7 protein-coding genes are annotated in these 25,808 nt (G+C 46.3%); 5 read left to right on the forward strand and 2 right to left on the reverse strand.

The window, feature by feature from the left end:
* Positions 1 to 76: 76 nt before the first annotated feature.
* The 5 genes from A136_RS04625 to A136_RS04645 all read left to right on the forward strand — a co-directional run bounded on the left by A136_RS04625 (position 77) and on the right by A136_RS04645 (position 6,208).
* Positions 77 to 1,138 carry an HlyD family secretion protein gene (locus A136_RS04625; protein WP_017064672.1) on the forward strand — a complete coding sequence of 354 codons (1,062 nt, stop codon included), beginning with the start codon at positions 77 to 79 and terminating at the stop codon, positions 1,136 to 1,138.
* 3 nt (positions 1,139 to 1,141) lie between these two features.
* Entirely contained in the window at positions 1,142 to 2,692 is a 1,551-nt protein-coding gene (locus A136_RS04630) for a DHA2 family efflux MFS transporter permease subunit (RefSeq protein ID WP_017060506.1), read from the forward strand.
* A 289-nt stretch (positions 2,693 to 2,981) separates the two neighbouring features.
* A complete protein-coding gene (locus A136_RS04635) occupies positions 2,982 to 4,571 on the forward strand; it encodes a response regulator (RefSeq protein WP_017064673.1) in 1,590 nt (529 codons plus the stop codon).
* Entirely contained in the window at positions 4,565 to 4,897 is a 333-nt protein-coding gene (locus A136_RS04640) for an Hpt domain-containing protein (protein WP_017060508.1), read from the forward strand. Before A136_RS04635 ends, A136_RS04640 begins: the two co-directional genes overlap by 7 nt.
* Before the next feature lie 414 nt (positions 4,898 to 5,311).
* Positions 5,312 to 6,208: a sigma-70 family RNA polymerase sigma factor gene (locus tag A136_RS04645; protein WP_017060509.1), complete on the forward strand. Its 897-nt coding sequence runs from the start codon at positions 5,312 to 5,314 to the stop codon at positions 6,206 to 6,208.
* Between the two features lie 173 nt (positions 6,209 to 6,381).
* Here A136_RS04645 and A136_RS04650 read toward each other — a convergent pair whose 3' ends face one another.
* Both A136_RS04650 and A136_RS04655 read right to left on the reverse strand, forming a co-directional pair.
* A complete protein-coding gene (locus A136_RS04650; RefSeq protein ID WP_017060510.1) occupies positions 6,382 to 6,735 on the reverse strand; it encodes a hypothetical protein in 354 nt (117 codons plus the stop codon).
* 206 nt (positions 6,736 to 6,941) lie between these two features.
* On the reverse strand, positions 6,942 to 25,808 hold an 18,867-nt coding region (locus tag A136_RS04655), incomplete at its 5' end, for a tandem-95 repeat protein (RefSeq protein WP_017064674.1).

The raw sequence follows: 25,808 nt of genomic DNA on the forward strand, positions 1-25,808 counted from the left end.
TTTTCCTATCTTATCAATCAATCGAATTCATTTACAATTCGTTACATCTAAATAAAAACAAAATGAGAAAGAAAAAATGACAGAGAACAACGCTTCGCAAACGGTAAGCACAAAAAAACGTAAAAAAGCTCCGCTTATTGCTACTGCGATCATGCTGTCATTGGGTTTAGCCGGTGCTGGATACTGGTACGGCTATGGCCAGTACTTTGAATCTACCGACAATGCCTACCTACAAGGCGACATCACGAATATTAGCCCTAAGGTCTCTGGCTATATTGTTAAGTCTTATGTGAGTGATAACCAATCGGTTAAAGAAGGTGATTTGCTGGTTCAAATCGATGACCGTGATTACCAGTCAGCACTCGCTCAAGCAAACGCCCATTTAAGCGTCGTGCAATCAGACGTCAAAAATCTAGTGGCACAACAAACGTTACAACGTAGCAAGATCAATCAAGCAGAAAGCCGCGTTGATTCTGCACAAGCTGAATACGAACGCGCGATTCAACAAGTGGTACGTTCTCGTAGCTTACTCAAGCGTAACTACGCGTCTCAAGATGAAGTCGATAGCATGGTTGCACAACAAAAAGTAACTCAGGCAGATTTAGAAGAAGCAAAAGCAAACCTCGTTGCAACCAATGACCAATTAACCGTTATCGCTAGTGAGATTGAGCAAGCAAATGCATCCGTGACCGAAGCTCAAGCCCAGAGAGATCAAGCACAGCTTAACCTTGATTACACCAAAATTTACGCGCCAGCAGATGGCGTGATTGGTAAACGCAGCGTACGTGAAGGCTTGCTGATTCAAGCAGGCGCACCACTGATGAGCTTGGTACCAAACAACCAAGTGTGGATTGAAGCCAACTTCAAAGAGACACAGCTAAGTGGTATTCACAAAGGTCAGACGGTTGAAGTAGAGCTGGATGCGTTCCCGGGGCAGCCTCTTGAAGGTGTGGTAGACAGTTTCTCCCCTGCGACTGGCGCTAAATTTGCGCTCCTACCACCAGAAAACGCGACCGGTAACTTCACTAAAATCGTTCAACGTGTACCGGTTAAAATTACTATTCCAGATCAGCAAGAGTTGAAAGGTCGACTGCTTCCTGGTTTGTCTGTGGTAGCGACCATCGATAAACGAGGCTAGACCATGAGTAACGCTGGTGTTGTCACCCAAACAAATGATGATGACGAGGTTTCGAGACGCCATTGGATCGCCCTATTTGGCGGCTTGATTGGCGCGTTTATGGCGATCTTGGATATTCAGATCACCAACTCGTCTCTCAAAGATATTCAAGGTGCGCTATCAGCCACCTTGGATGAAAGCTCGTGGATCTCTACGTCTTACCTAGTCGCAGAGATGATCGCTATCCCACTCAGTGGTTGGCTTTCTAAAGCGCTCGGTAAACGCCGTTATATCACGTGGACGACAGCCATTTTCACCATTTCATCTTTGTTGTGTTCGTTCTCTTGGAACATGACCTCGATGATCGTGTTCCGCGCGATGCAAGGCTTCAGTGGTGGTGCTCTAATCCCGCTTGCTTTCTCGCTGGTGATTCAGTTATTGCCGGTCAACAAGCGTGCTGTGGGTATGGCACTGTTTGGTGTAACCGCGACCTTTGCTCCATCGATTGGCCCTACCTTTGGTGGCTGGCTGACGGAGAACTTCTCGTGGCACTATATTTTCTACATCAATATTCCGCCAGCTTTGCTTGTGATCACCATGATCCGATATGGCTTGGACGATGAAAAGCTCGACCTTGGCACGCTGAAAAAAGCCGATTGGTTTGGTATCGCCACCATGGCATTAGGGCTAGGTTGTTTGGAAGTGGTGTTAGAAGAAGGTAACCGTGAAGAGTGGTTCAGTTCGAGCTTTATTATTGGCTTGAGTATCGTGTCGGCGGTGAGTTTGGTTTACTTCGTGATAAACGAACTCCAACACAAGAAGCCATTGGTTAACCTGCGGCTATTGCGGGATGGGCAATTTGCGATGTCTTGTATCGCCTATTTGATTCTAGGAATGGCATTGCTCGGCTCTATCTATGTTCTACCGATGTATCTCACTCAAATTCAGCAATATAACGCGATGGAAATTGGTGAAGTGCTAATGTGGATGGGTTTCCCACAGCTTCTGATATTCCCAATTGTGCCAAAGCTAACACAGATCATTAAGCCTAAGTACTTGGTTACCTTTGGCTTCGCGATGTTCGGTTTTAGTTGTTACGTAAATACACACATGACAATCGATTTTGGCGGGCAACAGCTGATTTTATCTATGGTTCTGCGTGCTATTGGTAGTCCGTTCATCATGGTTCCGCTGTCTTTGGTTGCCATGAAGAACATCAGCAAAATGGACACGCCAGACGCATCAACGTTAACCAACGTAATGCGGAACTTAGGGGGCGCTTTCAGCATCGCGATTATCGCTACGCTATTGGATAACAAAACCCGTGAGCACTTAGCACACATCAAGGAGTCGCTACCTTCAGTGAGTCAACTTGGTTGGCAGACGCTTCAGCAACAACAAGCGTTTTTCATTCAGTCAGGAAGTGATGCCGCAACTGCGATGCAACAGGCACAAGCAAGTTTGCTCGGCACAATGCAACGTGACGCAGCCATCATGGCTTACAACGATGTGTTCTTAATGATGACGGCGTTCTTGGCTCTAGCGGCAGTATTGATTCTAAACATGCGTGATTAACGCTAGAGTTTCGGTAAATAAAACTTCAAGCAAAGAACAACATTTCGAATAAAAACTCGAACAATAAAACAGAGAGGTGAGCTTATCGGCTTGCCTCTTTTTTATTTCTAAAACACGTATAACCCCACTAAAATCAGGTAAAAGTCACCTGCGTTTGAAGGCTTTCATAAATGTTATCTAATACTCTTTAATTACCAATAGTTTATTGAGTGTTTGTATGTGATATAGGCACCTTGACAATGTGCAACTTGACACCTAAATTAAAAAATAACATTTGGTATTAAGGAAAATGGATTTGACCTTACCAACAGACCTTCGAATTTTGATCGTCGACGACTCTAAAAGCGCAACAATACTTATTAAGCAGCAACTGGCTAGTTTGGGAGTTTCGCGCGACTGTATTTTTATTGCGACCGACTATCGAAAAGCCATTAAAGCGGTCGAGACACACTCTTTTCATGTACTCCTCATTGACTACCACTTAGAACAGTCTTTTACTGGCTTTGAGCTGTTGGGCATTCTGTATCGAAACCGCCTCATCGATCATACTGTGGCGACAATCTTGCTCTCTGGGGATATGCGTCAGGAAACAGTATTAACCGCCCTTTCAGGTGAAGCACACCACTTCGTTTCTAAACCGATTAATACTCAAACGTTGGGTAAAAAGATCCAAAGTGCCGTGTCCGTTTCAAAGAAACTCACCCAACTGAATGATTTGTATCCCATTGCCAGTCAAGAGAGATTAGCTCAAGCTTTGGCGATCTCCCCTAATGGTACTAGCGTTCAGTTCGAAGCGACATTGATTGAACATTTAATTGCAGGTAAGAAATGGCAGTTACTCTCTAGCGTCATTAACAACTCCAAAACCAACATGCACCCAACCAAATTGGTGGCTGAGGCGCTGATTCTCGACAGCTTAGGCAAGCCAAATTTAGCCATAGATAAGCTCCACAATTTTCTAATAGCACAGCCACTCTCATTGAGCGTGATTGACTGCTTAAGCTGTATCTATGAAAAACATAAAATGCTGCTGCCTGCTCTTAAATTAGCGATTCGTGCATTTGAGATGACTCCCAGCATCAGCCATCGTGCAATCAGGGCCATCGACTTAGCTGAGAACGCAGATAACACACATATGATCATAAAGTTAGGTGAGATGTATGCAACCCACATTTCAGCTGCTGACATTGATGTCATCCATTCCATTGGTGCGCACTTTAATTCCTTAAAAGCAACGTATCAGCGCGAGACGCAACTAAAGTACAAACGTATTTTGCTTGAGCACGCCAACCAATTCACCGAGTTGGTAAACCTGAAACTTCCGGTAAAACAACAGCAGCAAGTTTTGGCCAGCCTTGCCCTATTTCAGAGCAGCATATTGCTCATCGAAAATAGCCCTCAGATTGCCCACAAAAAAGTGATTAGAGCTTCGACACTGTTAGCGAACAATTTCCACAGCCAACCGACTTATTTGCTCACTCAGTTATTACCCATGCTCGCCCACTTTGGTGAGTACTCTCTTTATCATTTAACAGTGGAATGTCTCAAATCTCGTGGAGAAGCCATAAATCACCAACTTGAGTCCAAAAATGTCGACCCTTCAACGTGTATAAACATTGAAAATTTGGGTTCGATCCAAGAAATAAAGGACTACATTCACAGTTACCCATATTCAGTTGCCGCCAAACTTGACTATATATACGCCGTCAATAAAGCTCATATAGATGAGAAACTTAGCGACGACTATCTAGAAGAAATCTTACAGTTAGAACTTCCTCCAAAATGGAATCAATGGATTAGTGATTCATCAAGGTATGGTTTTTCCACTAAGCCGCCTAGCCCATTTTCAACATTCAGCCGACAGGAGTCCACATGCTAGACTTTGATGCTTTAAACGCCTATTTAGACAATGACAGAGACGTCATTTACGCCGTTTTGTCTACATATCAAGAAGACCATGGCAATTCGCTACAAGAGATCGAAGAGTTGGTTCAACAACAAGATTGGGGCAAGCTTCATTTTACCGTGCACACCTTAAAAGGCATTTTAGCCAGCTTTGGTGAAGAAACGGCCACAGTTGCATTGGAAAGAGTAGAACAAAACACACTCAATAAGCTTGCGCCGCAAGATGATGATCTTTCGGTTATCTACAGCGAAATGAAGATCATTAATCAGCAAATCGATGAGGTTCTTAGCACTTATTAGTCGATAGAATTAAAACGTGCATGGCGATACTTAACAGCCGACACAGCTAAAAGAGTTGAGGTGCTTGGAAACATTGAACCTCGACTCTTAACATTTTTCTCATCATTTCTCCTCTCAATTATAGTTCTAACCCACACCTATAAATTCACGTCATTTATCTAGATAAACCGATGTATAACACATGCTTTATAAACTATCCGTCTTAATGTTTTAAACGAAAAACCAACACACTTGATGAGATGCAAAATAGTTAAATATTTGTAGATCTTTTTGTGACATAAACATACGAAATTGCATTTTATTTATTGGTAAAGAAGAAATTGTTATCTACACTCTAATGAAACCAAGCGTTAATCACTTGGTAGCATAATAAAAAAAACTAAAACGTTCAGTCGGCTAGATAAGGACAAGGAAATGAACAACGATAGTTTTGCTGCGTTTCAGGGGCTCACGGATGAAACACCCATTACCGAATCATTTTCTACCAGTGCAGACCCTTATGCTCATTATCTGAAAGATATTGTTGGCATTGATCTGTTGTCGCGTGAAGATGAGGTGTATTACGCAAAATTGAATCGCGCGGGTGATAAAAAAGCGCGTGATGTCATGATCGAATCAAACCTGCGCCTTGTTGTGAAAATCGCAAAGAGTTACCTAAAACGTAAAGGCAATAATTTCACCCTGCTCGACCTGATCGAGGAAGGCAACATTGGCTTGATTAAGGCCATCGACAAATACGATCCAGAACCAGGCTATCGTTTTTCAACCTATGCTGTTTGGTGGATCCGCGAAAACATTGAAGCCGCACTCATGAACACGGGTCGAACCGTTCGATTGCCAGCCCACGTGTGTAAAGAAATAAACAGCCTCGCCTCAAAAAAGCTCGATGCAAGCAAAAAAATGAGTAAAGAGGTTTCAATTTCTGAGCTATCAGACAGTTCAGGTGTAAAGGCCGAACGCGTCGATCAACTGGTGGCGTTAAGCGGGTTTATTGACGTGACGACAACGGTTGGAACTAGCCATGCGCCTATGGTGCTTGATCAATGCGAAAGTGAATATATCCCAGACCCTCAACAAGATTGTGAGGATCAATCCTTTACCCAAGCTCTAGAACAAATCATCTATACACTTCCTCCAAAATTACAAAAGGTGCTCATCCACCGTTTTGGTTTCTTTGATAACAAGGTGAAAACGCTGTCTGAGGTCGGACAAATGTTGGATGTGAATGTTTCTAATGAACGTGTTAGACAAATGCAGAAAGAAGCGGTCGAAAGAATTCAAAAACGACTCAAATTTGATGGTTGGGTGTAAGTCGTAACCCAGTTGAGAATTAGTTGAAAATAACGTTAAGCCAAAACAAAGACCTTTAGGGTGAGCCTCCAAGCTTGCCCTTTTTGTTTGCTGATTCGTTAGAAAAATAAAAAAATCGTAAGCACACGAACCCTAAGTCGCTAATGCCTAATGAAAAATGCCACACCATTAACTTACCTTAAAGAAGTGACTCGCTCACTGCGCAAAATGAGATAATTGATATAAGTGGTTTCAAGACAATCTTGTTCCCACACTGATAAAATCCGTTTAGCCGCAAAATAATAATCTTTGTTTCTCAACAACATCCCAACGGTGCGGCTAAGCTTTTCAAATCGAACGTGATCGCTCGCAGAGATGTAGTCATCGTCACTTTCAATAATGGGCGCTAAACCATCAGCAAACCAATTATTCAATATTTCTCGCATCTCTAATTCAGACTCAGGCACATCCACACTCGACAACTCTCGATGTTGAGGCGGTGGCACTATGTACTTCGACGCTTGCGGTGAACTGACATAACGATACATGTCGTCCCTCCTGTCTAACGGACCCTTCTAATAATTAAGGACATATTTACCTGTTCTCAAGTTTATTTAGCGAAACAAAAAAATAAATAAAAAAAAGCCATGTATCAATAACTCTACATGGCTTTAATGAGGGCAACTTTACGCTGCCCTATCTACTTGTCGGTTTAGACTAAATGTCGGTTCAGACTAAAACTAAGCCCTCTCGATTAAATCGAGCTTTGGTCGAAGTCGTTGCCTTGATCGGTTCCAGTTTGAGAATCTGAATCGAAACTTCCAGAGTCGTCCGTGAAGTCAACACCTTGATCTTGACCACCTGAACTTGTCCAGTCGCTGCCTCCAGATTCCATACCCGCCATGTCTGGTTGCTGCTCTTGAGTAGAACCTTGCATGGTGTATTGATCATCGACCTCAACCTCAACAGAACCGCTAGCACCGTCTATTGAACTACCCAATTCGTCGTAACCTTGGAATTGGATCTCGCTAGTACCTTCATAACCTTCTGGAAGTTCAACGGATACAGGCTGCTCTAGGTTGCCACTGATTGTGAAGCTACCATCACCGTTATCCAGTGCGTTGTTCACAGTAGCGCCCTCAGGTAAGCCAGACATATCAGCGTAATCAACCGATTCGTTACCACTCACCTCATCTGGAATCGAGATAGAGATAGTATCGCCCGGCGCCGCAGTTACATCTGCTGCGCTGTCTTCAGTTTCAGCATCTTGAGCTTGGTCATCAGCTTGTTGAGCCACTTCCACTTGTTGCTCTTCTGTTGCTTGAGCAGCTTGGACTTGTGGTTCATCACTTTGTACTGAATCATCTTCAACTTGGATGCTTAAGCTGTGACTTGATACTTCACCGCCGTCGTTAACTTCAACATTCATCGCTAAATTGCCATCGAAGTCTTCGTTCGGCCAGTAAGTCCACTCACCTTCACCAGATTGAGCAAAGAAGCCAGCATCGTTCGCGTCTGCAACATCAACAACTTGTGCAGAATCACTGACGCCTAACTCATCCACCAGCTGTGCATCCGTGATAGTTAGTGAACCATCATCAGCTAAGGTATAACCTTCGCTCGCCGCTGCTTCATCGCCACTTTGGATATCCACATTGAAGAAGCTTTCGATGCGATTTTCGCCATCGGTCGCTATAAACCCAACTTGAACATCGCCGGTGTAGTCTTCAGCAGGAGTGAATTGATAGTTACCTTGGTTATCGCTCTCAATTACGCCCTGACCTTCCATCAAGCTTACTGACTCAATGCTCAAGCTGTCGCCTTCTGCATCGCTCAGATTCGCTAACATGTCTTCATCAGTGAACGACAAGGTGGCATCCGCTGCGATTTCCGTCGTTGTGATGCTGTTAACTTCTGGTGCTGCATTCCCTTGCGAGTCACCTTCTTTCACGACTACGCCAGTTTGCTCATCATGAAGCACGCCATCTTTATCAACTACGTACGCAATGTCTGCTTCGCCCGTGAAGCCTGGTGCTGGTGTGAACGTCCAAGTGCCATCGCCATTATCGACAATCTCACCTTGGCTGCGGTCGGCAAGATGAACCAGTTTCACTTCATCATCGCTGTCTGCATCCACATTCTCAGCCAAACCAATTAGGTCGTCCGCCGTTAGGATGATGGAATCACCCGCCACAGTTTCGAAATCACCTGAATCGATACCATCATCAAACGCTTCCGGCTCATCTCCGTAATCAACCGTTGTTGCGCTTACGGTTACGAAGAACTCACCATGGAAGTCTTCAGGCGGCGTCATTTGAATGTTTGAGATATCCCAGTCGAACAGGTCGATGTATTGACCCGGCTCGGTGATCATCACGGTATTCACACCATCTGTTACCTCGAATCCAACAGGGAAACCTGTCATCACCAAGTTACTTAGTGTTTCTGAATCATCGACTAGGCCAACGTTCAGTCCCAAGTGACCCGTTTCATCTTCGCCGAAGACTAATGGACCGTCATGGTCAGTTGAAATAACCGCGCCATCTGCGACAGGACGTACGTACACAGGAACATCGAGAACCGTTTCGAACTCACCGTCACTCACGACAACTTGTAGGTCAGAAACACCCGCAAAGTCGCCTGTTGGTGTGAATGTCCAAGTACCATCACCGTTGTCTGTAACTTCTCCGCCATCTTCACCGTCTGCGGTGATAATGCGAGAAACAACAAGGTCTGCGGTATCAATGTCACCGAACAAGTTCATCAAGTCGCCAGCATCGAAGGTGAACGCGCCATCTTCGTCTGTGGTCATCATTGCGTTGCCGACATTGAATGGTGCGTCGTTAACCGGAATGACATCCACATTCAGCGAGCCATCAACCACTTCTTCACCGTCAGTAGCTTGATAACCGAGTTCTACTAAGCCATTAAAGTCTTGAGTAGTCACTAAGTGATACATGCCGTCTGGTTGCTGAGTTAAGGTCGCATTCGCTGGTGCTCGTACTGTGATGCTCTCAATGCTGATCTCGTCGCCATCAAGGTCTGTCACTTGACCCGCGATGTAAGCAGGGTCAATCACCATGACCACATCTTCTTCGCCTTGCATCTCAATGGTTGGCGCTTCAGGTGCATCATTCACTGGCGTAACATCGATGTTGCCGTCGACTGAAATTGTCTCTTGGCCATCGCTAACGTTAAACGTCATTGGCACATCGCCATTGAAGTTTTCGTTTGGTGTAAATGACCAAGTACCATCTTCGTTATCTAGCAACTCACCCAAGCTAGGGTCGATTTGTAGACCAGAAGCCGACAGCTCGTCTGCGGTGTTATCGATGTCGGTAGCTTGAGCTAACAACATGTCTTGTGTGATAAGAATGGTGCTGTCTTCGGCTGTGGTTAGTTTCACATCCTCAGATTCAGGTCCATCGTTCACATCCAGAACTTCGATACCTGCCGTTGTTGTTGCCGTTGCACCGTCATCATCGGTCACGACCACATCTAGGCTGATATCACCATTAAAGTTCTCGTTTGGCGTGAAGGTCACAGACCCATTATCGTTTTGAACCAAGGTGCCGTCAGAGCCTGAGTAAGTCACGCTTTCAAGCGACACTTCGCCATCAACGTCAGAGCTATTAGCAATTAACTGCTCAGGGCTGATTGTGATGGTGCCATCTTCGTTCATTTGGTAAGACGTAGAACCCGCTACTGGCGCATCGTTAACATCCGTTACCGTCACACCAATATTCGCATCGACTGTCTCAGTGCCATCAGTCACTGTGAAGCCAAGGTTTACATCGCCATTGAAGTTCTCGTTCGGAGCAAAGCTATAAGTGCCGTCACCGTTGTCAGTGAACACACCCTCTGCACCCGTGTAAGACACATCCGTGATAGACAAGTCATCGCCGTCAATGTCTGCAGCGCCTGCTAGTAGGTCTGCATCCGTGAAGATTAGCGTTCCATCTTCCTCAACGGTAAAGTTTTGGTCTTCTGCTGTTGGTAGGTCATTGACTGGGTTAACCGTTAGGTCGACGCCAGCTTGAACAGTTTCAAGGCCATCTGAAACATCGAAGCTCAAATCAATGTCACCGTTGAAATCAGCATCCGGAGTGATAGTAAATGAACCATCTTCGTTCGCTGTTACGGTCGCATTGTCACCTGCAGATAGGTTGCTTGCGGTTAGTGCATCACCATCAACATCGGATGCGTTAGCCAGCAACTGCTCTTGAGATAGCGTAATTGAACCGTCTTCATCAACCGAGTAAGCCACGTTTCCGGCCACTGGTGCGTCGTTAACTGCAATAACTTCAATACCAGCGGTAGTCTGAGCCGTTGCACCGTCGTCATCAATAACCGTCACATCAAGGTTGATGTCGCCGTTAAAGTTTTCGTTTGGTGCGAACGTTACCGACCCATCTTCATTTTGAACCAAGATACCGTCTGCACCTGAGTAGCTCACGCTATCAAGCGACACTTCACCGTCCACATCGGAGCTATTAGCAATCAACTGCTCAGGGCTCAATGTGATGGTGCCATCTTCGTTCATTTGGTAAGACGTTGCGCCTGCCACTGGTGCATCGTTAACGTCTGTTACCGTTACGTCGATGTTAGCATCGACCGTCTCTGTACCGTCAGATACTGAGAAGTCTAGGCTTACGTCACCGTTGAAGTTCTCGTTCGGTGCAAAGGTGTAGGTTCCATCGCCATTGTCGGTAAACACACCCTCTGCGCCAGTGTAAGACACGTCGGCAACTGAAAGCTCATCACCATCAATATCAGAAGCACCTGCTAGCAGTTGCTCGTCCGTAAAGGTAAGCGAACCGTCTTCTTCAATGGTGTAAGCGACATCTTCTACAACTGCGATGTCATTCACTGGATTCACAGTAAGGTCAGCCGTTGCAACAACCGTTTCAGTACCATCAGAAAGGTCGAAGCTTAGGTCAATATCGCCATTAAAGTCAGCATCTGGGGTAATGGTAAATGAACCATCATCGTTTGCCGTAACGGTCGCGTTATCACCGGCGGTTAGGTTGGCAGCGGTAAGATCATCGCCGTCCACATCCGATGCTTGAGCAAGCAGCTGCTCTTGGCTTAGTGTGATTGAACCATCTTCATCCACTGAGTAAGCCAAGTCACCTGACACTGGCGCGTCGTTAACCGCGATAACTTCAATACCCGCAGTGGTTTCAGCCGTTGCACCCTCTTCATCAGCAACGGTGACATCTAGGCTGACATTGCCGTTGAAGTTTTCATTTGGTGCGAAGCTGTAAGTACCATCACCATTGTCAGTAAAGATACCGTCTGCGCCTGAGTAGGAAACGTCGCTAACGGATACATCACCTTCAATGTCTGAGCTGTTCGCAAGAAGCTGTGCTTCAGAGATGGTAATCACGTTATCTTCGTCAACGCTGTAGGTCGTTGAACCTGCAACTGGCAAGTCATTAACGGCAATGACGTCGATACCTGCGGTTGTTTCAGCGGTTGCGCCATCTTCATCCATAACAGAGACATCAAGACTGATGTCACCGTTAAAGTTTTCGTTTGGAGCAAAGGTGTAAGTACCATCACCATTATCAGTGAATACACCATCAGTGCCGCTGTAGCTTACATCGCTGACAAACACTTCCCCTTCAACATCCGAGCTATTCGCTAGAAGTTGTGCATCGCTTAGGGTGATACTGCCGTCTTCTTCAACACTGTAAGTCGTAGAACCCGCTACCGGTACGTCGTTGATTGGAACCACTTGAACATCAATATTCGCCGATACAACATCTGTACCATCACTCACATCGTAAGTTAGGTCGACATTACCATTGAAGTTCTCGTTTGGAGCAAAGGTATAAGTACCGTCGCCGTTATCCGTGAACACACCGTCTGTACCTTCGTAGTTAACCGACTCGACAGAAAGGTCATCGCCATCAATATCCGTTGCACCAGCCAATAGCTGTTCATCGGTAAAGGTCAGCGAACCATCTTCATTAATGGTGTAGTCGTGGTCGTAAATTACAGAAAGGTCGTTAACTGCTGTTACGGTCACGTCTAGTTCCGCTGGAGTAACCCCACCGTTGCCATCGTCTACGTTGTAGCTAATCGAGAATTCACCATTGAAGTTCTCTTCCGGTGTAATGGTGTAAGTACCATCACCATTGTCAGTGATAAGAGCGTTCTCAATGGAAACATCTCCAACACTTGGTTCGTTACCACCCGTTTCACCAGAATCATCACCTTCCTCGCCGGTTAGCAATTCAGAGATATCAATGCCGTTTTCATTCGCGAGCGCTTCTTCTGCCGTTGGTAAATCAAACGCATTCTCGCTGCCTACATCTTGGCTTGGAACAATAACGCCGTTCACGATATCAAATACATGCCAGTGGTCACCCGATGGGCTTTCAGATAAATCAGGGCTAAAGGTTTCAACCAATGTATCGCCAACAAATACCTGAACCTGTACATCTTCAACACCATCTACATCCCAACTTCTGCTGGTGTAGTTGTGTACTGAATAGTGCATGTCAGCATCTTGATAATTTGGAATAGTGATGGTTTCAGGACCACCGCCATTCGTGTCATCTACATCTTGCTGAACGACATTACCTTCACCCAAATCATGGCTCATGTCGCGATAGTAAATATGGTCTAGCTCACTGCCATTCTCTGTATCGTAGAGCCATAGGTGGTTGTCCATATCACGTGGACTGTCACCCCATGTGACCACGATACGCATATCTGTTTCTTCAAGGACTTCAGATATTGCAGTCACGCCACCATTGGTATCTTCGCCTGCTGGAACTAGGAAGCTGTTAGTAATTGAGCCTTCTTGTTCAATCGTAACGGTACCTTGGTCAACAACTGGACCGCTCACAGAGTAGTTACCAGATTGATCGGTCACCGCTGTGTAAGAATGACCTGCGTTGTCGGTTAGCGTAACATCCGCACCTGCGATTGGATTGCCAGTTTCAGCATCCAACACTGTACCGGTTACGGTTGTTTCATCGCCCTGCTCTCCGATAATTGCGGTCATGTCATCGTCTTCGATGTCAGTCGCGAATTGTAGGAGCTCTTCTTGAGTAATGGTGTATGAACCGTCTTCTTCAATGGTTATCGCCACATCAGCAGAAACAATTGGCGCGTCGTTAACTGGGTCAACGGTTAAGCCTAAGTTAGCGGCAATTGGTGTGTCGCCATCGCTGATGCTGTAGGCAACATCGATGTAGCCATTGAAGTTTTCGCTTGGAGTGATTGAGAACGTGCCATCGCCATTGTCGACAATCGTTGCATCGTCGCCCACTAAGGTTAAGTCGGAAGCGACAAGGTCATCGCCCTCAATATCAGCGGCATTCGCAAGTAACTGCTCCTGCGTGATAGTGATGACATTATCTTCATCAACGTTCGCATAAACATCAGATGTCGTTGGCAAGTCGTTGACTGGGTTTACCGTCAGATCGGCGTTCGCCACAATCGACTCGGTGCCGTCCGAAATATCAAAGCTTAGGTCGATATCGCCATTGAAGTTCGCATCTGGCGTTACCGTAAAGGTGCCATCGCCATTATCAACAACGGTTGCATTATCGCCTGCGCTTAAGTTGCTTGCGGTCAGATCATCGCCATCCACATCAGATGCTTGAGACAGCAACTGCTCTTGAGTCAGAGTAATCGAACCATCTTCATCAATGCTGTATGCCAAGTCACCCGATACTGGTGGATCATTAATTGGAAGAACATCAATACTTGCGCTGGTGGCTACTGTCGCACCGTCTTCATCTGTCACCACTACATCGAGGCTAACATCGCCATCGAAGTTTGCGTTCGGTGCAAAGCTGAATGTGCCGTTGCCGTTGTCAGTAAAGATACCGTCAGCGCCTGTGTAAGTAACACTATCAATCGCCACTTCACCTTCAATATCAGAAGAGTTCGCCAACAGTTGCTCTGCACTGATGGTGATAACTTCATCTTCGTTGACTGAGTAGCTGGTTGAGCCTGCGATTGGCGGATCGTTCACCTCAAGTACGGTGATTCCCGCGGTGGTCGCTTCTGTTGCCCCTTCTTCATCGGTAACAACAACCGCTAAGCTCACATCACCATTGAAGTTCTCGTTTGGCGAGAAGGTGTAAGTGCCGTCACCGTTGTCTTCGAACACACCATCACTGCCAGTGTAAGTCACGCTATCAATCGCAACCTCACCTTCAATATCTGAAGAGTTGGCTAATAGCTGTTCGTTACTGATCGTGATTGAGTTGTCTTCATGCACAGTGTAAGACGTGCTACCCGCCACTGGTGGATCGTTCTCAGGCGTCACGCTCACATCAATGTTGGCTTGAACCGTATCCGTGCCATCTGACACATCAAAGCTGAAGTTCACATCACCATTGAAGTTCTCGTTTGGCGCAAAGCTGTAGCTTCCGTCACCATTGTCGGTAAGCACACCATCAGCACCAGTGTATGTCACACCTTCGACTGTTAGGTCATCACCTTCAACATCCGTCGCACCCGTTAACAGGTCAGCGTCAGTGAAGTTAAGAACCCCATCTTCACCAATAGTGAATGCTTGGTCTTGTGGCTCTGGCGCATCATTGACAGGTGTTACCGTCAAGTCTAGGCCAGCCGCGACCATGTCTTCTCCATCGGTTACATCGTAACTAAATTCGATATTACCGTTGAAGTTTTCACTCGGTGTAATGGTGAAGCTGCCATCGTCGTTCATTTGAACGGTCGCATTTTCATCATTGGTAGTTAGGTTGATTGCTGATAAATCATCACCATCAATGTCAACAGCGTGCTCTAGCAACTGCTCTTGAGTTAGCGTGATGCTGTTATCTTCGGCTGTAACGGCACTAATATCACCGTCAACTTCTGGAGCATCGTTCGCAGGTGAGATGTGAATCGTCACGTCTTGCGTAGCTGTTGCGGTTGTACCGGTATCAACATCTGTTGATGTTGCATTCACAGTTAGAACCACATCACCATTGAAGTCACCTGAAGGGATAAACTCTAGCCCTTCTAGCTCGCCTGGTTGCAATGACCAAGTGCCATCACCGTTATCGGTACCTGCAGAAAGCGAGCTGCCTTCTGGCACGTCTTCAATCAAGATAGCAAGGTTTTCTGAGCCATCGGTATCTGTTAGAGCTGCATCAATATCAAGTGGTACAGGTGTGTCTTCAGTACCAATGATTTGGTAATCCGCGTCAGACACTGTGATTTCGATGTTGTCGATACCAAACGCCTCGTCATCGACGCTTTGATTCAGGGTTGAACCGAAGCCAAGTTCAAGTTGGCCGTCTTCTACTGGCACCGTTAGGTTGATTTGATGTGCTTGGTCGTTCCAACCACTAAAGCCTTCACCTTGCGACACGCCGTGAACAACTTCACCCACTTCATTGCCCGCTGAATCGTACAACGTTGTAGTGCCATCTTGAGTTTGGAACGCCGAGTTATCTAACGAAGTAAGCTCTTCGCCGCCGACAAAGATTTGGAATGACTCACCATCCCAAGAATCAATTTCGTAGAAACTGAACGAGATATTAACTTCGCTCACATCACTTGGAATGTCGTAAGTTTTGCTGACAGCTTCATCGCCACCAGTGCCACCAATACGACCTAGCATGTCACCTGATTCGAAGCCTTGTGAGCTTTCAGTACCGGTATTCCAGCCGTTTGAGCCAGACTCGAAGTTGTCTGAAGCAATCACTAGGTCAGAAGCAATCGACAGCTCTGGCATATCAACCACAGATTGAACATCAATCGTCGCTTCTGCTGGTACTGTCGCTGTACCGTCATTCACGTCGAACGTCACGTTCACATTGCCGTCGAAGTTTTCATTCGGTGCGAATGTGTAAGTACCGTCGCCGTTATCAACCAAAGTACCGCTATCTGAAGCCACATTTTCAACCGATAGGTTATCGCCATCAATGTCGCCCGCATTTTGCAGCAGTTGCTCTTCTGTAAAGGTAAAGCTGGTGTCTTCTTGAGTCACAAACTGTGGCTCACCGACTGTTGGCAAGTCATTGACAGGGTTAACGGTAAGATCAGCCGTTGCTTGAAGCGTCGCATCACCATCGGTAATGTCGAAGTTCAAATCAATGTCGCCATTGAAGTTCGCATCTGGTGTGATAGTAAAGCTACCGTCATCGTTTGCTGTAACTGTCGCATCACCACCAACGGTCAGGTTAGCCGCTGTTAAGTCATCGCCGTCAACATCACTCGCTTGAGCAAGTAATTGCTCTTGGCTCAAGGTAATTGAACCATCTTCGTCCACGCTGTACGCCAAGTCGCCCGATACCGGAGCATCGTTCACAGGCAGAACGTCAATGCTTGCGTTGGTCGCTACAGTTGCACCATCTTCATCAGTAACGACAACATCCAGGCTTACATCACCATCGAAGTTCGCGTTTGGTGCGAAGCTAAATGTTCCGTCACCATTGTCGGTAAAGATACCGTCTGAACCTGTGTAGTTAACGCTATCAATCGCCACTTCACCTTCGATATCAGAAGCGTTTGCCAACAGTTGCTCTGAACTGATGGTGATAACTTCGTCCTCGTTGACTGAGTAGCTGGTTGAGCCTGCGATTGGTGGATCGTTCACCTCAAGTACAGTAATACCCGCGGTGGTCGCTTCAGTTGCGCCCTCTTCATCGGTAACGACAACATCAAGGCTAACTTCGCCGTTGAAGTTTTCGTTTGGTGAGAAGGTGTAAGTACCGTCACCGTTGTCTTCAAAGACACCATCAGCGCCAGTGTAAGTCACGCTGTCAACGGCCACATCACCTTCAATGTCCGAAGAGTTAGCAAGTAACTGTTCGTCGCTGATGGTAATTGAGTTGTCTTCATGAACGGTGTAAGACGTGCTACCTGCAACCGGTGGATCATTCTCTGGTGTCACGCTGACATCAATGTTGGCTTGAACCGTATCCGTGCCATCTGACACATCAAAACTGAAGTTCACATCACCATTGAAGTTCTCGTTTGGCGCAAAGCTGTAGCTTCCGTCGCCATTATCAGTAAGAACACCGTCCGCACCTGTGTAAGTAACGCCTTCAACCGATAGGTCATCCCCATCAATGTCGGTCGCCCCTGTCAGCAAGTCTTCGTCAGTGAAGTTCAAGACGCCATCTTCGCCAATGCTGAACGTTTGGTCTTGTGGTTGTGGAAGGTCATTAACTGGATTGACGGTTAGGTCAGCCGTCGCAACAAGCGTATCTGTACCGTCGCTAATGTCGAACGTTAGGTCAATGTCACCATTGAAGTTCGCATCTGGCGTAATGGTAAAGCTGCCGTCATCGTTAGCAACAACCGTCGCGTCTCCATCAACAATCAAGTTAGAAGCAGTAAGGTCGTCTCCGTCTACATCGCTTGCTTGAGAAAGAAGCTGCTCTTGGCTCAAGGTAATCGAACCGTCTTCCTCAACACTGTATGCCAGGTCGCCTGATACTGGCACGTCGTTGATTGGTAATACATCAACCGTAATAAACGTATCAACTTGAGCGCCGTCTTCATCTTGAATGGTCACATCCAACTGCACTTGGCCGTTGAAGTTTTCATTCGGAGCGAAGCTACATGTACCGTCACCATTGATAGAGAAGATACCGTCTGGGCCATCGTAGTTGATCTCAACAAGCTCAACATCACCTTCAATATCAGAAGCGTTCAACAGAACTTGAGACTCATTGAAAGTCAGTACTGAATCTTCATCGATGGTGTATGACGTTGGGCCAGCAACTGGCGGATCGTTCACCTCAAGGACTGTAATACCCGCCGTTGTTGCTTCAGTCGCGCCATCTTCATCCGTCACGACAACATCTAGGCTAACTTCGCCATTGAAGTTCTCGTTTGGAGAGAAGGTATATGTGCCGTCACCGTTGATTTCCAGAACACCGTCGCTACCACTGTAAGTCACGTTATCAATTGCGACTTCGCCTTCGATATCCGAAGAGTTCGCTAGCAATTGTTCGTTACTGATCGTAATAGAGTTGTCTTCATGAACCGTGTAAGACGTGCTACCCGCAACCGGAGGATCATTCTCTGGCGTCACGCTCACATCAATGTTAGCGGTTACCGTATCGGTTCCATCTGATACATTGAACGAGAAGTTCACATCGCCATTGAAGTTTTCATTCGGCGCGAAACTGTAGGTGCCATCGCCATTATCGGTTAGGACACCATCTGCGCCAGTGTAAGTTACACCTTCAACACTTAGGTCGTCCCCTTCAATGTCCGTTGCACCTGTTAATAGGTCTTGGTCATTGAACGTTAACACGCCATCTTCGCCGACTGTGAATGCGTGGTCTTGTGCTTCTGGACCGTCATTTACTGGTGAAACTGTTAACTCAAGGTTGGTAGAGACAACATCGTCACCATCAGACACATCAAACGTAAAGCTCACATCGCCATTGAAATCAGCATCTGGCGTTAATGTGTACGTACCATCACCGTTATCGGTAATCGTAACGCTCTCATCATCGGTTGCTAAATTCAGAGCCGTCAACTGATCGCCATCTAAATCACGCGCATTAGCCAATAAGTCTTCTTGCGTAATGATGATTGAACCATCTTCTTCAACCGTTGCAGAAACCGGAAGTGCTTCAGGTGCGTGCTCAATGTGCGCGCCTGTCGCGTTAATGTAGATGGTTTGAGATACCGTTTCAGAATCATCATTCGATAACTCTGTCGCAGTTGCGGTTACATGAACTTCAAGCTGCTCATTGAAGTCTTCTGGTAACTGGATTTGTAACGCATTTTCGATAGCCGTTGTTGGTAAGTTCACCGTACCATCAGGGCCAACCGTTACTTCACCGCTGTAGATTTGGCTGTTCACTTCACCGACATCGATTGTGAAGTTGAAGTCAGAATAGTCAGCATCTCCGCCGCCATACAAATCTTCAAATCCGTAAACCAGCTCGCCGTCTTCATTAACCGTAGTACGAGTATGTTCGATACCATCTTGGTTTAGCTGAGAGCTTGAACCACCATGGAAGATCGCGTCACCATTTTGGCCTTGAATCACTGTCTCGGTTCCATCAGCAGCCACAAAGACAAGTTGAGGATCAACCGTATCCATGTTCGCAGGCGAACCATCCTCAGCACGGAACTCGTACTGACCGTCTTGCATCGCATCAAAGTCGTTGTGCTGATGTCCGTTTGGAATTAAGAACAGGTTAAAGCTCTCACCTTCCTCGACTTGGAAGCTGAATTGATCTTGCCCTGGAACAAGGTCGCCGCCACCACCAACTTGTGATGCGTTTTCGTAAACAACTTCAACACCTGTGATGTTGCCGTCTTCGTCTACTTTGTAGTAACCCGCAGCGTTTTGGTAGCCAGCCGTCTCACCTTCAAACGTTACTGTGATTTCAGTGTCGTTGTAACTGGTGATACCGTTCTCTTGGTCATTCAGAACGCCTTCGTTATCGTATTGAATAACCGAACCTTCTGGCACACCATCTACTGTAACAGTGAGTGTTTCAGACAAGTCTTGGTCGACAAGTGCCGCAGCAATGTTCAGTTCAACAATACCGCCTGGCTCAACCAAAATCGCCTGGTCGTCGACGTTAACACCATCACCATCCGTGATAACTAAGTCAGGCGCATCAGCAACTGCTTCAATGTGAACATTAATGTCTTGTTCAACTTCATCCGTACCGTCTGTCACAGTAAAGCTGAACTGCAGATCACCACTGAAGTGCTCTTCAGGAACGAAGCTGAACGTGCCATCGCCGTTGTCGGTTACTGTGCCTTCATCACCAGAGTAATTGATGCTGGTAACGCTTAGGTCGTCGCCATCAATATCAATTGCAGCACTCAATAGATCTTCTTGAGTGAACAGGATGCTGCCATCCTCTTCGATGTGGTACATTCCTGGAGCAACAATTGGAATGTCATTCACCGGATTAACGGTCAATGTCATATCATTAGACGTGCTCAGCTCACCGTCGCTCACCTCATAAGTGAATGCAATATCGCCATTGAAGTTCTCTGAAGGTGTCACTGTGTACGTGCCATCACCATTGTCTACAATGCTGGCATTTGGATCGTTAGTTTCAAGCGCGCTTGCAAACAACTCATCGCCATCTTGGTCGCTCGCGTTCTCCAACAACATTTCTTGTGTAACGAGGATTGAACCATCTTCGTCGACATCTGCCACCATTGGCGTCGCTTCTGGCGCATCGTTGACGAACTCAACTTTTAGGTCGATGTTTGCGGCAACCACATCAGTGCCATCGCTCACATCAAACGCTAAGTCAACGTTACCGAAGAAGCCCTGCTCTGGTGTTAATGTGTATGTTCCATCGCCATTGTCTGTGACTTCTACCGTGTCGCTTGCACTCGTCACATTCACAACTGACAGTTCGTCGCCTTCAATGTCTGTCGCTTGTGCTAATAGTTCAGCTTCGGTAATGGTAATCGCTTGACCGTCTTCCGTAGTGAAAGACATGTCAGGCACGTCTGGAGCATCGTTGATAGGGTTTACGGTTAGGTTGAGGTCAGCCGCAACAGTTTCGATCGCGTCAGTGACATCATAAGTAAACTCAATCTCACCAAAGAAATCTGCACTTGGTGTAATAGTGAAGCTACCGTCTGGGTTTTCTACAACAACCGCATTTGGATCGTTGGTCGCTAAGTTAACGGCTTCAAGGTTGTCGCCATCGACATCCGTCGCATTCGCTAACAGATCCTCTTGAGTGATAGTGATTGAACCATCTTCATCAACAGCGGCTTCAATTGGACCACTAACCTCTGGGCCTTCATTGACAATTTCAACGTCAACTCTTGCTGTACTTGGTGCGCTTGCTTGGCCATCACTGATATCGAAAGTCAGATTCACTTCACCGTAGAAGTCTTCTGCAGGTTCGAAGGTAAAGGTATTATCACCGTTATCCGTTAACGTACCTTGCGTTTGGTCTGCAAGTAATAGGTTTTCGACATGAAGAATGTCGCCATCAACATCGGTAGCACCAGACAATAGGTCTTTCGCTTCGATGATCATGGAGCCGTTTTCAAGCATTTGGGTGTGCAATGGTTCACCCGGAACCGGCACATCATTGACTGGTACGACCGTTAGGTCTAGATGCGTTGCAACTTCATCAGTTCCATCAAACACCTTGTAGTCGATGTCGATTTCACCATTGAAGTTTTCATTCGGCATGAAGGTAAACGTACCATCGCCGTTATCAACTAGCTCACCGTTATCACCACCGTAAGTGATGTCAGAAATAGACAGCGTATCGCCTTCCACATCTGTGGTGTTCGCTAGCAAGTCATCTGCACTGAACGTGATACCTTCATCTTCATCTGTTGATAGAACAATCGGGCCAGAAACGATTGGCGCATCATTTACTGATTCAAAATTGATATTGATGATATTGCTGTCTGTCAGCTCACCATCGGTAACTTGGTAACCAAGTTCGATTTCACCATGGAAGTTTTCATCCGGTGTTACCGTCCAAGTGCCATCACCATTATCGGTGAGTGTTGCATACTCTGAGTTTTCACCCACTAGCTCTAGATTTTCAATATCAAGGTCGTCGCCATCAATATCAGATGCTTGCGCCAGTAGTTGCTCTTCGGTAATCACAACCGAAGCAAACTGGGCAGAACCATCGGTATCGACAGTAATATTCGGAAGATCAGCCGTTAACTCGATTTCGTTGTCACCCGCATGGATATTCAACTCAACCGTTTCAGTAATCTCTGAGCCATCTACACCAATCGATGTAAACACCGCTTCATCATGACAAGTTTGTGACACTGTCATGTTTTGAACGACGTAAGTACCATTACCTTGCACGGTACCGAGCTCAAAGTAGGACACTGGTTGATCAACCGTTAGCGTGTAATCTGTCTCGAAAGTACCACGGTCTTCTTTGTGGTAAGTCATCGAGTCAATTAGGTCGCCATCCTCATTGAACGCTTTGATTTCTACTTCTGTAAAGTGACGAGACTCTTCCATGAACCAGCCACCCAAACCATCTAGGTGGAAACTGATTTCATTGATGTCTTGACCTTCAACTGAAACCGTCAGTTTCTCATCACCACTTAAGCCTTGGCGGTCAGTATCACCGATACCATGACCAATGTGGGTGTTGCCATTCCAGGCACCAAGAGGGTCATCGTTACTTTGAACAGTTACCGTTAAGTCACCATCTGAGAACTCACGCGTATAAGGGTCAACTTCTGTACCCCAATCATCCACACTCGCGTTATCGTCAAACGTACCGATTTGTGTGGTGTGTGTACCTTCAGCAAGAGCATCTTCACTTGGAACAAAGCGCACTTCGGTATCTGCAGGAACTTCTTGTCCTACTTCCAGTACCACCCATTCGTCATTAACATTTGCTTCAATGATGCCGTTTTCTGGCGCTTGGTCTAAACGTAGTGCTGGTTCTTCACGAAGTGTCACACCAACTGTTTGGTCTTCTTGCGCTTGGATGAAGATTTCATCGCCCGCTTCTGGCGCATCGTTGACAGGGTTAACCGTCAAGTCGAGTGTCGTCAGAACTTCATTCTCACCATCACTGATGCTGTATGTGAAGTCCAACTCGCCATTGAAGTTTTCTGTGTGCGTAATAGTGAATGAACCATCGTCATTAGTAACAATTGTCGCATCTGGATCGTTGGTTTGTAGGTTAGATGCCGTTAACTCATCACCTTCAACATCGGTCGCATTAGCGAGTAACTGCTCTTGAGTAATGGTGATTGAATTATCTTCATCGACTTCAGCCTGAATGCCCGAAGTTTCAGGTCCGTCATTCACAGCGATAACATCGATGCCAGCGGTTGTGGTTGCGGTTGCACCGTCTTCGTCAACGACAACAACGTCTAGTGAAATATCACCATCGAAGTTTTCATTTGGCGTAAAGGTGTAAGTACCATTGCCATTATCAACAAAAGAGCCGTCATCACCGGAGTACGATACTCCAGACAGTGAAACATCACCTTCTACATCGGAAGAGTTTGCCAATAATTGCTCATCACTGATCGTGATTTGGCCATCTTCTTGAACTGTGTACGATGTTGAGCCCGCTACTGGTGGGTCATTCTCAGGCGTTACGCTGACATCAATAACAGCTGATGTTGAATCAGTACCGTCAGAGACATCGAATGAGAATTGAACATCACCATTGAAGTTCTCGTTTGGAGCAAAGCTATATGTGCCGTCGCCATTATCGCTAAGAACACCATCTGCACCAGTGTAGAGCACGTTTTCAATCGACAGCTCGTCACCATCAACATCCGACGCGCCTACAAGCAGGTCAGCATCGGTGAAGAGTAACGTACCGTCTTCTTCAATCGTGAACTGTTGATCTTGCGCTTGTGGCAAGTCATTAACCGGATTCACGCTAATGTCTAGGCCAACTTGAACTGAACCACCATCGTTATCGATGATATCGAAGTTCAGATCTAGGTCACCGTTGTAATCTGCGTTCGGTGTGATGGTGTAGCTACCATCATCATTGTGTTGGATGGTCGCATTTTCATCAGTAGATAGATTGATAGCTTCTAAGTTATCGCTATCGATATCACCTGCTCTTGCTAGCAATTGCTCTTGGCTTAGCGTGATGGAGCTATCTTCATTGATGGTGTAAGCCAAATCGCCCGATACTGGCGCATCATTGATTGGCAATACATCAACGTTAATGCGTGTTTCAACCGTTGCGCCATCTTCATCTTGAATGGTCACACCCAGTTGAACCTGACCATTGAAGTTTTCGTTGGGTGCAAAGCTGCATGTACCATCACCATTTACAGTGAAGATACCGTCAGAGCCATCGTAGTTAATGCCAACAAGTTCTACATCGCCTTCGATATCCGAAGCATTCACAAGAATCTGAGATTCACTGAACGTCAGAACCGAATCTTCGTCAATGGTGTATGACGTTGGACCCGCAACTGGTGGATCGTTCACTTCAAGAACGGTAATACCTGCTGTGGTTTCATCAATTGCACCTTCTTCATCTGCAACAATCACATCAAGGCTGATATCACCGCTGAAGTTTTCATTAGGAAGGAAGGTATAGCTGCCATCGCCGTTATCTTGGAACACACCATCAGTGCCACTGTAAGTCACAGTATCAACCGACACCGCACCTTCAATATCCGAAGAGTTAGCTAGCAACTGTTCATCAGAAATTGTGATGGCATTGTCTTCATTGACCATGTATGAGGTTGAACCCGCAACTGGCGGATCGTTCTCAGGAGTCACAATCACATCAATGTTAGCGCTGACTGTTTCTGTGCCATCAGACACATCGAAACTGAAGTTCACATCGCCATTGAAGTTCTCGTTTGGCGCAAAGGTATAAGTACCATCACCGTGGTCGGTCAGTACGCCATCACCACCTGTATAGCTAATACCTTCAACGGTTAAGTCGTCGCCATCAATATCGGTGGCACCGGTAAGTAAGTCGGCGTCTGTAAATTGAAGCGTACCGTCTTCTGCGATACTGAATTGTTGGTCTTGAGGAACCGGCAAGTCATTAACTGGGTTAACAGTAAGATCGGCGGTTGCTTGAACCGTGTCAGTACCGTCAGTGATGTTGAATTGAATATCAATGTCACCATTGAAGTTCGCATCTGGTGTGATGGTGAAACTGCCGTCATCGTTAGCTACAACCGTCGCATCACCACCAACTGTTAAGTCACTTGCGGTTAGATCTTCGCCTTCTACATCGGACGCTTGAGACAACAGCTGATCTTGGCTCAGTGTGATTGAACCATCTTCGTTAACGTTGTAAGCCAAATCACCAGACACTGGCGCATCATTGATTGGTAATACGTCAACATTGATGACGGTTTCCACTTCTGCACCATCTTCATCACGAATGGTGACATCAAGCTGAACTTGGCCATTAAAGTTCTCATTTGGAGCGAAGCTGCAAGTGCCGTCACCATTTACTGAGAAGATACCCTCAGGGCCATCGTAGCTAATACCAACAAGATCAACATCCCCTTCTACATCTGAGGCGTTAAGCAACACTTGAGACTCACTGAAGGTAAGTACTGAGTCTTCATCAATGGTGTAAGACGTAGGGCCTGCAACCGGCGGATCGTTCACTTCAAGAACATTGATGCCCGCGGTCGTTGAGTCGGTCGCACCATCTTCATCAGCAACAACCACATCCAGTGCAATTTCACCGCTGAAGTTCTCATTTGGCGAGAAGGTGTAAGTGCCGTTACCATTGATTTCGAGGACACCGTCGCTACCAGAGTAAGTCACGCTGTCTATCGATACATCACCTTCAATATCTGAAGATGTTGCCAATAGTTGTGCATCAGAAATGGTAATCGAATTATCTTCATTCACCGTGTAGGACGTTGAGCCCGCAACAGGCGGATCGTTCTCAGGAGTCACGCTAACATCAATGTTTGCAGACACGGTATCGGTACCGTCTGACACATCGAAGCTAAAGCTCACATCACCATTGAAGTTTTCGTTTGGAGCAAAGCTATATGATCCCTCACCCAAGTCAGTCAGTACGCCATCAGTGCCTTCATAAGTGATGCCCTCAACCGTTAGGTTGTCGCCTTCAATATCAGTCGCACCTGTTAATAGGTCAGCATCAGTGAAAATAAGTGTGCCGTCTTCTTCAACGCTGAACTGTTGGTCTTGAGGTACTGGCAGGTCATTAACTGGGTT

The sequence above is a fragment of the Vibrio crassostreae 9ZC13 genome (assembly GCF_000272045.2).
In the GTDB taxonomy this organism is placed as follows: Bacteria; Pseudomonadota; Gammaproteobacteria; order Enterobacterales; family Vibrionaceae; genus Vibrio; species Vibrio crassostreae_C.